At 72.6% G+C, this 16163-nt stretch carries 6 protein-coding genes and 1 pseudogene; 3 read left to right on the top strand and 4 right to left on the bottom strand.

All coding sequences use genetic code 11. The features are described 5' to 3' along the window. Nucleotides 1-172: 172 nt before the first annotated feature. Nucleotides 173-3916, bottom strand: a complete 3744-nt coding sequence (locus tag AC08OQ_RS09160) for a multifunctional oxoglutarate decarboxylase/oxoglutarate dehydrogenase thiamine pyrophosphate-binding subunit/dihydrolipoyllysine-residue succinyltransferase subunit (protein ID WP_476604895.1) — start codon at nt 3914-3916, stop codon at nt 173-175. A gap of 424 nt (nt 3917-4340) precedes the next feature. Then, nucleotides 4341-5375 carry a thiamine-phosphate kinase gene (locus AC08OQ_RS09155; RefSeq protein ID WP_476600520.1) on the bottom strand — a complete coding sequence of 345 codons (1035 nt, stop codon included), beginning with the start codon at nt 5373-5375 and terminating at the stop codon, nt 4341-4343. Between the two features lie 377 nt (nt 5376-5752). On the opposite strand from AC08OQ_RS09155, the gene AC08OQ_RS09150 reads away from it, so the two are divergent. Then, nucleotides 5753-6301, top strand: coding sequence for an acetamidase/formamidase family protein (locus AC08OQ_RS09150; protein ID WP_476600522.1), 549 nt, complete (start codon nt 5753-5755; stop codon nt 6299-6301). A 65-nt stretch (nt 6302-6366) separates the two neighbouring features. Further along, nucleotides 6367-7068 carry an acetamidase/formamidase family protein gene (locus tag AC08OQ_RS09145; RefSeq protein ID WP_476600524.1) on the top strand — a complete coding sequence of 234 codons (702 nt, stop codon included), beginning with the start codon at nt 6367-6369 and terminating at the stop codon, nt 7066-7068. Here the strand turns inward: AC08OQ_RS09145 and AC08OQ_RS09140 are convergent. Further along, nucleotides 7005-12056, bottom strand: a complete 5052-nt coding sequence (locus AC08OQ_RS09140; RefSeq protein ID WP_476600526.1) for an AAA domain-containing protein — start codon at nt 12054-12056, stop codon at nt 7005-7007. The genes AC08OQ_RS09145 and AC08OQ_RS09140 overlap by 64 nt on opposite strands. A 301-nt stretch (nt 12057-12357) precedes the next feature. Between AC08OQ_RS09140 and AC08OQ_RS09135 the strand changes: the two genes are divergently transcribed. Beyond that, nucleotides 12358-15741: a UvrD-helicase domain-containing protein gene (locus AC08OQ_RS09135; protein ID WP_476600528.1), complete on the top strand. Its 3384-nt coding sequence runs from the start codon at nt 12358-12360 to the stop codon at nt 15739-15741. Between the two features lie 47 nt (nt 15742-15788). On the opposite strand, the pseudogene AC08OQ_RS09130 reads toward AC08OQ_RS09135, so the two are convergent. Beyond that, nucleotides 15789-16163 (bottom strand): annotated as a pseudogene (locus AC08OQ_RS09130) (methyltransferase type 11); the annotation flags it as partial.

The following is a 16163-nucleotide window of genomic DNA, read 5'->3' as shown; positions in this document are numbered from 1 at the left end:
GCCTCTTTGGTGCGATGCGGGGACTCCTGACGCGGGGCTGGGCGGGCCAGCCAGGTGGCGAGCCGGACCGGCCGCCGCACGCCGGTGGCGCTGCCGGGCACGGCGGGGCGGGAACACCACTGGCGGGGCGGGACCCGGTCCTCGGATCGGGCACGCCCCGCCAGCCGCGCGCTCAGTTCTCGAACGCCGCCTCGACCAGGGCCTGCTGCTCGCGCTCGTGCACCTTCGACGACCCCGAGGCCGGGGCCGCGGCGGCGCGCCGGGAGATGCGACGCAGCCGGATGCCGCCGGGCAGGAACTCGGTCAGGTTGAGGGCCATGTGCGGGTAGGCGCCCTGGTTCGCTGGCTCCTCCTGGAGCCAGACGATGTCCGTCACGTTCGGGTAACGCTCCAGGACCTGCGCGAGCTCCGGTCCGGGCGTCGGGTAGAGCTGTTCGACGCGCAGCAGGGCGAACCGCTCGGCGTCATCGTGCTTCCCCCGGGCGGCGGCGAGATCGTAGTAGACCTTGCCGCCCGTGAGCAGTACCCGGCGCACGGCCGACGGGTCCGTGACGGACCCGTCGTCAATCACCGGCTGCCAGCCGCTGCCGGTCAGCTCCGCCACGGTGGACGTCGCGGCCTTCAGCCGCAGCATCGACTTGGGGGTGAAGACCACCAGCGGGCGCCGGACCGGCGAGAGGGCCTGCCGGCGCAGCAGGTGGAAGTAGCTGGCGGGGGACGAGGGTGCGGAGACCGTCATGTTGTTGTCCGCGCACAGCGACAGGAATCGCTCGATGCGGGCGGAGGAGTGGTCGGGACCCTGACCCTCGTAGCCGTGCGGCAGCAGCAGGGTGACTGCCGACCGCTGGCCCCACTTGGCCTCACCGGCGGTGATGAACTCGTCAATGATCGACTGGGCGCCGTTGGCGAAGTCGCCGAACTGCGCCTCCCAGAGCACCAGCATGTCCGGCCGGGCGACCGCGTAGCCGTACTCGAAGCCCATCGCCGCGAACTCGCTCAACAGCGAGTCGTAGACGTAGAAGGTGCCGACACCGTCGTTCACGATGGTGCCGTCGAGGCCGTAGCGCAGGGTCCGCAGCGGGGTGTGGTCCGCGGCGCTGTGCCGGTCGACCAGCACGGCGTGCCGCTGGCCGAAGGTGCCCCGCCGGCTGTCCTGACCGGTCAGCCGCACCGAGCGGCCGTCGAGTAGGAGCGTTCCGAAGGCCAAGGTCTCCGCCAGCGCCCAGTCGATCGAGCCGGTCTTCACCATCTGGGCCCGCCGCTCGACCTGGGGACGCAGCCGTGGATGGACGGTGAAGCCCTCCGGCAGGTTGACCTGGGTCTCGATGACCTTCTTCACGGCCTCGTCGGACACGGCGGTGCTCACCGCGGCCGCCGCGGCGGCCTCCTCCGGGGTGGTGATGATGCGTGGCTGCGGCGACGAGCCCGCCGGAGTGGTGTCCCGGGTCTGCGCGAAGGCCTTCTCGAGCTCCGCGCGGTAGCTCTTCATCGCTTGCTCGGCCTCCTCGCGGGTGATGTCCCCGCGGCCGATCAGCGCCTCGGTGTAGAGCTTGCGCACCGAACGCTTGCTGGCGATGGTGTCGTACATCAACGGCTGGGTGAACGAGGGCTCGTCCATCTCGTTGTGCCCGCGCCGCCGGTAGCAGACCAGGTCGATGACGACGTCCTTGTGGAACGCCTGGCGGTACTCGAACGCCAGCGCCGCGACCCGGACACACGCCTCCGGGTCGTCCCCGTTCACGTGGAAGATCGGTGCCTGGACCATCCGGGCGACGTCGGTGGCGTACACCGACGACCGGCCGGAGTCCGGCGAGGTGGTGAATCCGACCTGGTTGTTGATGACCAGGTGCACGGTGCCGCCGGTGCGGTATCCGCGCAGCTGGGACAGGTTGAGGGTCTCGGCGACGACCCCCTGACCGGCGAACGCGGCATCGCCGTGGACGAGTACCGGCAGGACGGTGAAACCCGCCGAGCCCTTGTCCAGGATGTCCTGCTTGGCGCGGACGACGCCCTCGGTGACCGGGTCGACCGCCTCGAGGTGCGACGGGTTCGCGACCACCGAGACCGGTACCGTGCGGCCGTCCTGGCCGGTGTAGACGCCCTCGGCGCCGAGGTGGTACTTGACGTCGCCGGAGCCGTGTGCGGTCTGCGGGTCGAGGTAGCCCTCGAACTCGGCGAAGATCTGCCGGTAGGACTTGCCGACGATGTTGGCGAGCACGTTCAGCCGGCCGCGATGGGCCATGCCGATGACGACCTCGTCCATCCCCGCGCCGGCGGCGCGCGAGAGAACTTCGTCGAGGGCGGGGATCGTCGACTCGGCGCCCTCGAGGGAGAACCGGCGCTGGCCGACGTACTTGGTCTGCAAGAACGATTCGAACGCCTCCGCGGCCCCGAGCCGCTCCAGCACGTGCAGCTGCTCGGCCGGGTCCGGCCGCTCCGCGGCCCGCTCGACCCGGGCCTGGATCCAGGCGCGCTCGTCCGGCTCCTGGATGTGCATGTACTCGATGCCGATCCGACGGCAGTACGAGTCGCGCAGGACCCCCAGGACGTCGCGCAGGGACATCGTCCGGTGCCCGGCGAAGCCGCCGACGGCGAACTCGCGGTCGAGGTCCCACAGGGTCAGCCCGTGGCTGATGATGTCGAGATCGGGATGGCTGCGGATGGCGAACTCGAGCGGGTTCGTGTCCGCCATGAGGTGGCCGCGCACCCGGTAGGCGTGGATCAGTTCCAGCACCCGGGCGTTGTGGTCGAGGTCGCCCTCGTGCACGACCGGCATGTCGGTGACCCAGCGCACGGGCTCGTAGGGCACCCGTAGCGACTGGAAGATCTCGTCGTAGAAGCGGTCCTCGCCGAGGAGCAGCTGGTGCATCCGGCGCAGGTACTCACCCGACTGGGCGCCCTGGATGATGCGGTGGTCGTAGGTGCTGGTCAGTGTGATGATCTTGGAGATCGCGAGCTTCGCCAGGGTGTTCGCCGACGCGCCGGAGAACTCGGCCGGGTACTCCATCGCCCCGACACCGATGATCGTGCCCTGGCCCTCCATCAGGCGGGGCACCGAGTGCACGGTGCCGATGCCGCCGGGGTTGGTCAGGCTGATGGTGACGCCGGTGAAGTCGTCGGTGGTCAGCTTGTTCGCCCGGGCCCGGCGCACGAGGTCCTCGTAGGCCTGCCAGAACTGGGTGAAGTCCAGCGTCTCGGCCTTCTTGACGGCGGCGACGACGAGCTGGCGGCCCTTCGGGGTCACCAGGTCGATGGCGAGGCCCAGGTTGATGTGCTCCGGCTGGACGATGGCCGGCTTGCCGCCCACCTCCGTGTAGGAGGCGTTCATGATGGGATGCGCGGCCAGCGCCTTGACCATCGCGTAGCCGATGATGTGCGTGAAGGACGCCTTGCCGCCGCTGGAGCGGGCCAGGTGCCGGTTGATCACGATGCGGTTGTCCGCGAGCAGCTTGGCCGGCACCGCCCGCACCGAGGTCGCCGTCGGGACGTGCAGCGAGGTCTCCATGTTGCTGACCACGCGGGCGGCGGCGCCGCGCAGCGGCGTGGCCGCCCCCGGAACCTGCCGGTCGGCGGGTGCCGCCTGCTTCGGGGGCCCGGCGGGCTGCGCCGACGCCGGGACCGGCGCGGTCGCGGCGGCCGGAACAGACGGGACGGCCTCGCTCGGCTTCACCGGAACAGGCGTAGTGTGGGAGACCTCACCATCCGGCGAGACCTCTCCGCTAGGGGCCGCCGTGGCGGCCTGTTCGGCTACGCCCGCGGAGGCGGGCGGCGTGCCGGGGCGGTAATCGGAGAGGAACTCGCGCCACTCCGGCGATACGCTCTGCGGATCTTCGAGAAACTGCTGGTAGATCTCGAAGACCAGCCATTCGTTGGGTCCGAAGTCAGGTCCTGACGCAGGTACCGTTGGTGCTGTCACGGGGTCATTCGCCTCTATCCACGGTCTCGCTTCTCGGCCTCCGAAAGGCCTTTCCGCCACCGTCTGCCCATCCTACCCGCTCTGGGCATCCTGGTTCGACCTGTCCCCCGATCGGTTACGAGTAGATTGCTCGGCGTGTTCTCCGGGATACGCGGACCGGCGCCGGGAACGGCCGGCAGCTACAGCCAATCAGGGCGAGAGCGAGATCGTTCGATCGTTCACCGCACGGTGGGGATACTCCCGGGCGGGCCGTCGGTTATGCTCGGTGACGCCGGCCCGCATCATGGCCCCCGGACCCAATAAATGTCGCTTCGAGCGACCTACGCCCGTGAGGCGACCTGGCGGGCCGGCATCTGCCTCTTGATGTTTCTGCTCCTTGGTGCCCTTTCTCCCTTGGTGTCGTTGTCCCTTGGTTTGCCCGGGGTCAGAGTGCGTCCGTCGCGGACTGTCCGTAGTGGTCCCACCCGCCGCTGCCTACGGGACGCTCCCCGTCCACTGTCACCCCCGCGCCGACCGGTCCCGCGCCGCTCAGGACCGAACCGATCATTACGCACCCGGCCGGCGGGGTCACTCCTGGGGGAAGGCAGGCGACCAGCGCGTGATCCTCGCCGCCGTCGAGTACCCAGCGCAACGGGTCCACATCAAGGGCGGCCCCGGCCGACCGCATCGCCTCGTCGATCAGGAAGGCTTCCGGCGCGAGATTGATGGACACCCCCGATGCCACGGCGATGTGGCCGAGATCCGCCACGAGACCGTCCGAGACGTCGCACATGGCGTGCGCGCCCGCGGCGGCGAGCACCGGCCCGAGCGCGTAGGGTGGCCGGGGCCGGCGATGCGCCGCGATCAGCTCCTTCCATCGCGGGTCGTCGACCCATCGGGAATCGCCGGCTGCCGAACCCGCCGTGAGTAGGGCCAGCCCCGCCTGGGCCCACCCGAGACGACCAGCGAGCACCACGGCGTCACCGGGCCGGGCGCCCGAGCGCAGGACCGGCGGCCGGCCCTGCAGGTCACCGAGCGCGGTCACCCCGAGCATGATCGAATCCGCGGAGCTGACGTCCCCGCCGGACACGGAGGCACCGGCATACGCGCATTCCTCGGCCATTCCGTCGGCCATCGCCAGGGCCCAGTCGACCGCGAGGTCGCCGGGTGCGGCGAATCCGAGGAACAGGCCGGTGGGCCTCGCCCCCATCGACGCCACGTCGGCGAGGTTCTGCGCGGCGGCCTTGTGCCCGACATCCACCGCGGACGACCAGTCCCGGCGGAAGTGGCGTCCTTCGAGCAGCAGGTCGGTGGTGACGACCACCCGACCGTCCGGGGCGGCCAGCACCGCCGCATCGTCCCCGGGGCCGACCAGCACGTCCCGTCCATGGGAGAAACGCGCCGTCACAGCCTCGATCAAGCCGAACTCACCCAGATCGCGCAGCGTTGCGCCCGCCGGGGGTTTCCCGTGACTTCCCACTCGCCATATCCTCCAATACCCTACTGATCTGGATATTTCATCCTCGTCGGAGTTTCCCGACCCCGCCGACCCCCGGACCGACCGACCGACCGGCCGGACCGGCCGGACCCGGGACTCCCGGCCGGAGGCGGCACCGACGGGTGGACGCGGCCCTGACCGCACCGGGTACCCGGAAACAGCGGAATGACCGTGATCGCAACGTCCGCGTCACCTTCCCGACATATGTCACTGGAAATCTGACGCGCGTGCGAAGCCAGACCTGTCCGCGTGTATGTCGTCCGCGGCCTGCCGTGATCCGTGGGGCCGGTCAGCCGCGCGCCCAGGCGATTCGGCCCAGCGGAGGTCCGCTGACCAGGCATCGGTCCAGGTAGGGCCGGGTGGCGCTGCAGCCTGGCCGAGGAAGGATCGAGGGAAGGCACTACCTGCCCTCCACCCCCGAGACCATCAGATGGGGTGAGCTGCCGAACGCCCTGACCAGGCCGGTTCTCAGTGTCGACTCCGGCGCCACGGTCACCTTCGATACGGTCAGCCAGGAGGGGATCCTCTGCGACCAGGGGCGCGATCCCGACGCCTTCTTCGCCGGTTTCGGGGTCGCGCCGTCGGAGGTGCTGGCCGACGCCCGGGCGATCGCCGCTTCGGGTATCCCGCACCGGTTCGGGGTGGACGGCCCCCACATCGTCACCGGACCGGTGTTCGTCCGGGGCGCGGAACCGGGGGACGTGCTGCGGGTTGAGATGGTCTCGCTGCATCCCCGCGCACGGTATGGGATCGTCTCGACCCGCCATGGCGCGGGCCTGCTCGCCGGGGAGTTCCCCGCGGGGGGCCACCGGACTCGGACGCCGACGCCCGCCATTGGCAACGCTTCCGCACCGTTACCACCTTCTGCGCTGTGGAGCGCCGGCGGGGCCGTCTGTTCGGCGCCCTGACCAGTGTGAACGGCAGCAGGCCCCGGTTTCCGTTGGCGCCGTTCCTGGGAATCATGGCGGTCGGCGTGGACACTACGATCGAGATCGTCCCCTCCACCTCGATCGGTCCGCACGGCGGCGCCCTGGACTGCCGGGAACTCGGCGCGGGCGCGCGGCTGTTCCTGCCGGTCCAGGTGAGCGGCGCGTTGTTCGCCGTCGGCGATCCGCATTACGCCCTCGGAGACGGGAAGATCGGTGCCACCGCCCTGGATGGCCCGCTGCGGGCGACGCTGCGGCTGACCGTGCTGCGTGACACGGCGGCCCGGTCGGTTCTCGGCGCGCTGCGGGAACCGTTCATCGAGACCGACACGGCCTGGGTCACCCTGGGGCTCGACGTTGACCTCGCCGAGTCCGTCCGCCGCGCGGCGCGGTCGGCGGTGGTCTTCCTACAGAGCCGGGTCGGGCTCGACCGGACCGAGGCGCTTGCCTACCTGTCCGCCGCAGCCGACTTCGGGGCGTGCCAGCTCGGCACCGGAACCCAGAGCGCGTTCTGCCGCATCCGCCGGGCGGATTTCACCGAACTGCCGACCGTGAAGCCGCGACTGCCGCGACCCGGACTCGTGCGGATCGCCGGCGTGGGCGACTCGGAGACCGAGGACCCGACGGATCCGGGACACGCCGCGGAGAAGACGCCGGAGCAGGCGTCGAGGCATCCCCACGACGATCACGGTCCCGACGTCCTGCCGGCGCCGTTCGAACCGGGCGGGGTGGCCGGGCCGCCGGCCTGACCGACCCGTTCGGCCCGCGGGGAGCGGTCGCCCCCACCGGCGCCCAGGGCCGCGCCCGCGCCTCGCCGGGGGGCAGGGGCCGGATCACGGGCCGGATCGTGCGGATCGGCGTCCGGCGGTGCGTCGTCGAGGCCATCCAGATCGGACAGGGCGATGGGCCGCCACCGGTGCAGCGCCTCGTCGGCGCTCGCCCGGACGGTGGAGTGTTCGACGCGGGGGAGGCCGATGGCGGCATCGTCCCGCGGTCGTCGCGCCCCGGTGTTCACGGGCGCGATGCCGGCCCTCGCCCGCCGCGGCCACAACGAGGCCAACGCGGCGTCGGTGTCGAACTCGGGCTGGCGGACCCGCCAGAACCGCCAGCCCGCCCGGCGCAGCTCGCGCTCCCGGGCGAACTCGTGCGCGATCTCGTCCGGACCGGAGCCGACGTCCCCGTCGCACTCGACGGCGAGCCGGGCCCGACCGCCGGAGACGACCAGGTCGACCCGCCGACCGTTGACCTCCACCTGCGGGGTGACCAGGTAGCCGCGGCCGGCGATCTCCCGGAAGACCCGCTGTTCGAACAGGGATCCGAAGGCCGGATGCGGACGGTTGGCCGGCACCTCGGCGAGCGCCGGGGGCTCCTCGCCGCGGCCGGCGGTCGCCGGGTGCGTCGTGGACAGCACGTAGCTCAGATAGTTGTGCCGCAGATCGCGGGGGTCAAGATCGGTAACCGGTACGGAGTGGAACAGCCAGACCTGGTCGCGGGCCCGGGAGGCCGCGACGTTGAACCGCCGCTGGTACTCCAGTCGGGTCAGCGGGGTGATGCGCGAGTCGGGCGCCACCACCAGGGACAGGAAGACGACGTCGCGCTCGTCGCCCTGGAAGTCGGCGGGGACGCCCACCCGCAGCCGTCGACGCTGGTGCTCGGCGGCGGACATCCGGTCGGCCAGCTGGTCGCGGATCAGCGCCGCCTGCGCGGTGCCCTGCGGGACGACGACGCCGAAGGAGAGCCGGGCGTACCGGGGATCCTCGGCGCAGGAGAGCACCTGCGCGACCAGGGCATCGGCCTCGGCCGGATTGCGTGGACCGAGGCCCGCGTCTGTGGTGAAACCATGGGGAACGAACCGGGCGACCAGCGGCGGCAGCCGGTCGGCGCCGAACTGGCGCAGGGGAAGCAGCGGCGCGTCCCGGTAGAACATGGCCGACGACCACTCGATGATTTCCGGCATGCACCGGAAGTGCTCCCGCAGCCGGATCACCTCGCCGAAGCGGGTCCGCAACAGCGTGAACAGGCTCGACCGGGGGGTGAACCCGACGCGCAGCCACGCCGGCACCTCCGGCAGCAGGGCCTCCAGCCGGTCGAAGACCCGGTCGAGCTCGTCCGTGACCTCCACCGGCGGCGTGCACTGCCGGTCGTCGCCCACGACGATCACCCGTGGGGCGAGCCAGAGCAGGAACAGGCTGTCGAGCCCGGCCTGACTGCCTTCGTCGACGATCACGACGTCGAAGCTGTCGCGCACCGCCGGGATCGTCGACAGCACCTCCCGGATCGGCATGACCCAGGCCGGCACCGCCGTCTGGGCGATCTCCATCGCCTCCCGGGCGGCCTGGCGGAAACGTTCGGCGTGGCGGCCGCCGAAGGTGCCGCTGGCCGCCACCGCGTCGGCATAGGCGTGCAGCGCGGCCGATTGCTCGGCGCCCATCCGTTCGAGGCAGTGTTTCCACGCGCGGGCGCCGGCCAGCTCCGCGGTGGCCGCGGCGACCATGTCCTCCGCCGCGTCCAGCTCGGCGTCCAGATCGACAGGTGGTCCAGCCGGGCCGCCGGGAGCCGCGCCGGCGCCGGCGGCCGTGGCGGTCAGCCAGCTCGCGGCCACCGCCCAGGACCAGGCGGTCGTGAACGCCGCGAGCCTGGCCGGCCAGATCTCCGCTCCATTGGGCCGGGTCGCGCCGGCCGTCGAGACGAGAAGATCGGCGAGGTCGGGATGCGCCGCGCGCAGCCGGCCGAGCAGCTCGTCCCGGCGCAGCGTCACCTCCCGGGCAGCCATGGTGGTGGCGAGCGCGGCCCGGGTCCGCGTGTACGCGGCCACATTGCGGGCCGCCACCGCGCCGGCCAGCTCGGCGACCTCGGACGGCGCGCCCGCCGCGGTGGCAAGCTCGGCGTAGCCCTCCCGCAGTTCCCCCAGTGCCTGCTCGGCGTCGGCGGCGGCTGCCATCGGGCGCAGCGCGGCCATGACGGCCGCGAGATCCCGGACGCGCTCGGCGGAGTCCACCGCCGGTGCCCGGCCGGGCACGATGTCCTCCAGGATCGCCACGACCCGGTCCCGCGCCGTCACGACCGCCTGGATCTCGGTGACGGCCTCCTGCGCCTCAACCAGTCGGGACAGGCGTACCTCGAAGGGATCGGTGGGCCGCGGCGCGATCCCGACCAGGGCCCACCCGCGGGTCGCGGCCTCGACCGCGACCTCCGCCCGGAGCCGGACGAGCACGAGATCGAGCAGCTCCGGGGTGGTCGGCGCGACGCCGTCCACCAGCGTCCGGGTCAGCAGCGCGTCCGCCTCCTTCTGGACCTTCGGCCGGAACCTGCGCCGCAGCTCGCCCCCGGCGTCGAGGTGCTCGCGCAGCGCCTCCCCCCGGGCGAGCAGAGCGGCGGGGTCGAAGCCCGGATCCGCCGGGGAGCCGGCGTCGGCGGCCGAGGCGGAGCCGTCCGGGGACGCGGAGGTCGGAAGGGCGACCGCGTGCAGACCGAGTTCGGTCACGTGCCGTGTCGCTTCGGCGATCATCGGCGTGGCCGCGGCCACCTTCGCCCAGAGGACCCGGTCCCGGCCGGCGAGGGCGTCGTCGAGGGCCGCCGGAACCCAGTGCCGTCTGTGCGACCGCTGCCCGCGCCCGTCGAGCTCCTCGAGCGTGCGGGAGAGCCTGGCGACCGCCTGCTGTAGCGGATCGAGGGAGACCACCGCGGGATCGACGGCGGCAAGCGTGTCGAGGAGACCTCGGGTCGCGGGACGGACGGCCGCGCGGGCAAGGCGGACCGCCTCGTCGGCCGCGCGGGCGGCGGCCACCAGGTCCGCGAACCGCTCGGCGGGTAGGAACCGGCTCATCTCGACCACCGGGCTGGCGGACCGGTCCGCGCCGGCGTCCTGACCAGATCGCATCTGACCGGATCGCAGCAGGGCGTGGAGCTCCAGTGCCTCGGCGCCGGTCAACGGCGGGGGAACCGGCGCAGGCCCGACAGGCCCGGACCCCGTCGTCGTGGTGGCTGCGGTGGTCGCGGTGGCCCGGGGCACGGGCCGCGGCAGCCACCGCGACGCGTCGGCCTCGGCCCGGACCCGCGCCGCGATGCTCGCCCGCGTCCCGCCCCAGCCCGGAGCCACCTCGCTGTCCGGATGCACCGTGTGCTCGGCCAACCGCAGGGCGCGGGCCCGGTCCGCCAGGACATCGCGGGCGCGGATCGCCTCCCGCCGACGCGCGGCGGCCCGCGCGATCCGCCGGTCGAGCGCCTCGGGGTGATAGGTGGCCTTCTCCGCGGCCAGGGCGCTCACGCTCGCGGCGAGCTCGGGGGAACCCACGCCGATGCCGCCGAGCTCGTCCGCTCCGTCTTCAGCCCCGGCCGGGGCGGGGTCGAAGACCGGGTCGGGCCGGCCGTCCAGGCCCGCCCCCGCGTTCTCGGCCTGGTCGACCGGAGCGCCGCGTGCCTCCTCGGTGTCGGTGAACGACACGCACAGCCGCTGCAGGTCCGGGGGCAGTTTCTCCCGCAGGGCTTGCGACTTCTGGCTGGTGACCAGAACCCGTTGCCCCTCCGCCAGCAGGGCGCAGACCAGGTTGGCGATCGTGTGCGTCTTGCCGGTGCCGGGCGGGCCCTCGACGACGACGCCGTTGTCGTGGCGAAGCCGTTCCAGCACCCGGGCCTGCTCGGGACTGGCCGGGAGCGGGAGCAGCGGGTCCGCACCGAGCTCGGCGCCGCTCGTCGCCCCCTCCGCCTCGAGCCAGGCCAGCCGGTCGGCGGCGCCGAGGGTCTCCACCAGCTGGACGAGGCCGAGCGGCGGAGGTCCGTCACCCCGCAGGACGTCGAGCATCCGCTCGTAGTAGGTCAGCAGGGCGGCTTGGTCACGGGTGCGCAGGACGAGGGCCGGGGCGAAGGTCACCCGCGGGCGTGACGCGCTGTCGGGCGGCGGCGGCGCGGGCGGCGCGAGGTCGGGTTCGAAGCCGTCCGTCGGCACGTCGAGCGCCAGCGCCAGCCAGTCCCGCAGCAGCCGGATGTCGTCCGGGCCCAGTGGCGCCGACGGTCGTCCCCGCAGGCGCTCGTGCAGCGCGTTCGTCCGTTCCCGGCGGAAGCCGGCGATGCCGTCGAGCAGCGGGCCGTCGGCGAGGCGCGTCGTGGCTCCCGCCGGGACCCGCACCCTGATGTCGGAGGTGACCGGGTCGATGTCGCAGGTCAGTCGGGTGGTCAGCAGGTGCTCGCGGACGGTGGGGCCGCCCGGTGGCTGCCAGGTCAGCAGGCCGGTCGCCAGCACGAGTTCCAGCGCGTCACCCTCCTGGGCGACCCGGGCCGCGACCGCGTGCAGCGTGTTGTGCAGATTGCGCCGCTCCGCGTCAACGCGCGCGCGTGTCGCCCAGAGCTGCCATCGCGGCAACCAGGCCTGGTAGGCCGCCGCGGCGGCGGTCTGCTCGGCGGCGGCGCCGTTCCATACCGGCGGCTGGTCGGGATCGGCGCCGGCCGCGTCGGGCAGCACGATCTGGCCGGCGAGGATCGCGGGCGGTGGCGGCGGTGGCGGCGGTGGGGGCAGGACGGTGGCGGCGGGGGCGGTCAGCAGCACCTCGCCGGCCCCGGCGTGCTCGGACAGTGGCACGCCGGCCGGGATGCTGGCGAGCCACACCGTGAGCGGATGCTCCTCGATGGTCCGGATCCGGCCCGACCGGGCCGCCGCGACCTCATGGAGGAACCGCACCAGCCGGTGACAGCGGTCGGCGAGGGCGGCATGCCGCTCGAGGCCGGCGGTCTCCGTCGTCATCAGGACCTCGCTCTGGAGATCCCGGCGCCCGCGCCGGGAAGGAAACGACATCCGTCGGTTGTCGCCACGTGACTTTCCTCCCGTCGGCGCTGTTCTCCCGATCCGCTCTCCCGATCCGCGGCGCCACCGATCTGTGACGCCACGTCCGCGAGGTCGGCAGGATGCCGGCATCCTACGCATAATGACGTCCCCCTCTCCGGCGGAGCGACAGGAGGGGGTAGCCCGTCCGCGGGGTGCGCCGGGTGCGGGTTCGGCGTGCCGCCGACGGCACGGCGAGGCGGGTGCGACAACATACGCATCCGTGAGGTCACGGTTCTACACTGATGTGCACATTCACTCCCGGTACTCGCGTGCCTGCAGTCGTGACTGCGATCTGGAGCACCTGGCCTGGTGGGCGGCACGCAAGGGCATCGCCGTCGTCGGCACCGGCGACTTCACCCATCCGGCCTGGTCCCAGGAGATCGCGACGAAGCTGCTCCCGGCCGAGCCCGGCCTGTTCCGGCTGCGGTCCGATCTCGAGCATGAGGTGCTGCGCACGTTGCCGGCCTCCTGCCGGACGGCGACCCGCTTCATGATCTCCAGTGAGATCTCGACGATCTACAAGAGGGGCGACCGGACCCGTAAGGTCCATCATCTTCTCTACGCTCCCGATCGGGAGGCCGCCGGACGGATCACGGCGGCGTTGGCCCGAATCGGCAACCTCGCCGCGGACGGGCGTCCCATCCTGGGCCTGGACTCCCGCGATCTGCTGGAGATCACCCTTGGTGGCGGGGCGGGCTGCTATCTGGTCCCGGCGCACGTGTGGACGCCCTGGTTCGCGGTTCTCGGTTCGAAGTCCGGGTTCGACGCCGTCGAGGACTGCTACGGCGACCTCGCCGATGAGGTCTTCGCCCTGGAGACGGGGCTTTCGGCGGACCCGGAGATGTTCTGGCGGATCTCCGGTCTCGACCGTTACCGGCTGGTGAGCAACTCTGACGCCCACTCCCCGCCGATGCTCGGCCGGGAGGCGACCGCGTTCACCTGCGACCTCGACTACTTCTCCATCGAGGCCGCGCTGCGCGGCGGGGACGGCTTCGCGGGGACCGTCGAGTTCTTCCCGGAGGAGGGCAAGTACCACCTCGACGGGCATCGCAAGTGCGGGGTGGTCCTCACGCCGGACCAGACCCGGGAGGCCGGCGGACGCTGCCCCACCTGCGGCGGTGGCCTCACCGTCGGGGTCCTCAACCGGGTCGAGGCGCTGGCCGACCGGCGGCCCGGCCACCGCCCCGTCACGGCGCCCGGCGTCACCTCGCTGGTTCCGCTGCCGGAGGTCGTCGGGGAGATCCTCGGCGTGGGTCCGAAGAGCAAGGCGGTCGCGGGTCAGGTGACGTCGTTGGTCTCCCGTCTGGGCCCGGAGCTCGACATCCTCGGCGACGTACCGCTCACGGACATCGCCGAGGCCGGATCGCCGGAGCTGGTCGAGGCAATCAGTCGCCTGCGCCGCGGGGAGGTGATCCGGCAGGCCGGGTTCGACGGCGAGTACGGCGTCATCCGGTTGTTTGAGCCCCGGGAGCTCGCCCGGGACGGTGGCACCCTGTTCGACCTGGGATCCGGTGCGGCCGGTGGGCAGGACCGGATCGATACGGGACCCTCCCTCGACGAGGCGCTCGCGGCGCGGGCGCGCCCGGCCTCTGATGCCACGGTGGTGCCGGGGGACGCCACGGTGCTGCCGGGGGACGCCGCGGTGGCCGGCAGCCAGCTGTTCACGCCGGTTTCCGGCGAGACCCCGTCGGTGCTCGACGGGCTGGATCCCGAGCAGCGGCTGGCCGCCTCGCATCTGTCCGGTCCGCTGCTCGTCCTCGCCGGACCGGGAACGGGCAAGACCCGTACGCTGGTCCACGCGATCGCACACCGGGTCGCTGAGCACGGGGTGCCGGCCGGGGAGTGCCTGGCGGTCACCTTCACCCGGCGTGCGGCCGGGGAGCTCGCCGAACGGCTCGCCGTCCTGCTGGGTGACGCCGCCGGACGGGTGCTCGCGACGACCTTCCACGGCCTCGGGCTCACGATCATCCGTGAGCAGCACGCGAAACTCGCCCGGGGCCCGCAGGTCCAGGTAGCGGACGACGCGGTGCGCGTGGAGCTAATCGCCGCGGCGCTGCACGGTGAGGGCGACGCCCGGACGCGCCGGCGGGTGGCGGCCGGTGTCGCCGAGCTCAAGCGGCACCGAGCGCTCGGCGAGGAGATCCGCGACCACGACCTGGTCGGGGCGCTCGCCCGTTACGACGCCGCGCTGCGCGATCGGGACATGGTCGACCTCGACGATCTGATCACCCTGCCGCTGACCCTGCTGCGGTCGTCCCCGGATCTCGCCGAGCACTACCAGCGGCGGTGGCGCCACGTCTGGGTCGACGAGTACCAGGACACCGACGAACTCCAGTACCGCCTGCTGGGGCTGTTGTGTCCCCCCACGGCCAACCTGTGCGTGATCGGCGACCCGGACCAGGCTATCTACAGCTTCCGGGGTGCGGACGTCCGGTTCTTCCTGCGGTTCGAGCAGGACTACCCGAGTGCCCGCCCGGTCGCCCTGACCCGCGGCTACCGATCCACCCGCACCATCGTGCGGACGGCGCTCGATGTGATCGCGCCCGCGAGTCTGGTCCCGGACCGGACCCTGACCGCCGTGCGGGGCGCCGAGGGCGACGGCCCGGTGCTGCTGCGGCGCTACCGCAGTGAGGCCGAGGAGGCGATCGCCGTCGTCGGCACGATCGACGCGGCGCTTGGCGGTACCTCGTTCCACGCGTTGGACTCGGGGGTGGACGGATCGGTCGACGCGGGGTTCTCCTTCGCGGACATCGCCGTGCTCTACCGGACCGCCCGCCAGGCCGAGCCGATCATGGAAGCGCTGGCCACCCGCGGTTTCCCGTTCCAGCGGCGCTCTCATCTCCCGCTCGCGGACGCTCCCGCGGTCGCCGGCCTGCTCGCCCTGCTGCAGGACCTGACGACCACGGGTCCGTCGGGTCCCGGCGTCCCGCGTCCGGTGTCGGGTCTGCTGCGCGACGCGGCGGCACGGGCCACCGATCTTGCCGAGGCGAGGAGAAGCGAGCTCGGCGCCGTGCCGTCCGACGGGTTCCCCGGCTTCTCCGGCGGGCGGGTGCCGACCGAGGCCGAGCTGCGCCTGGCGGTGGAGCTGCTCGCACCGGCCGCCGCAGCGGCCGGCAACGACCTGGCGGGTTTCCTCACGTCGGTCACGCTCGCCGCCGAGGTCGACGGGCTGGACCCGAGGGCGGACCGGATCTCGCTGCTGACCCTGCACGCGAGCAAGGGCCTGGAATACGGCCTGGTCATCATCGTCGGTTGTGAGGACGGGCTGCTGCCGATGCGGTTCGGTCCGGCCGGTGGGATTCCGGGCGGTGAGGCGCCGGGCGGTGGCGTCGGCGGAACCGCCGACGCCGGCACGAAGGACGCCGAGGCGGAGGAGCGCCGGCTCTTCTTCGTCGGCGTCACCCGGGCCAGGCATCGGTTGGTCCTCACCTCGGCGGCCAGCCGGCGGCGCGCCGGGTCGGTCGTGACGACCCGTCCCTCACCGTTTCTTGCGGATATCAGGCCGGCTTTGCTGTCCTCTGCCCCGGCCGAGGGCGTCCCGGCCGAGGGCGGGCGGCGTCGGCCGCGCCGGCCGGCACCGGGCAAGCAGCTGCGACTCCTCTGAGCCGCTGGGCCGGAGCCACCGGACCGGCACTCGCGCGGCCCGGCGGCTCAGCGCTTGCGCAACACCATCGCGAGGTTCCAGGTCACAATCTCGCGGGCACCGGGAATCCTGAGAATCACCTTCGCCCAGTCGGGTAGATAGCGCGGCATCGCGTCGAGGATCTCGACGTCGGGCCGCCGCTTCGCCCAGGCGAGGGTGTCGGCCACCGACACCGGGAACAGAGTCTTGCCGTAGATGTTCTTCGGCGCCTTGCCCTTGCGGCGTTCGAACCTTGCCGCCGCCCGGTCGCCACCCAGATAGTGCCAGGGTGCGGTCTCGTGGCCGCCCCAAGGGGACAGCCAGTTCGTGTAGCTCAGGAAGATGAGCCCGCCGGGGCGGGTCACCCGGGCCAGCTCGGAGCACATCCGCCATGGGTCGGGAAC

This window comes from Frankia sp. CcCS3 (assembly GCF_977927575.1).
This window is presented reverse-complemented; position numbering and strand designations above follow the sequence as displayed.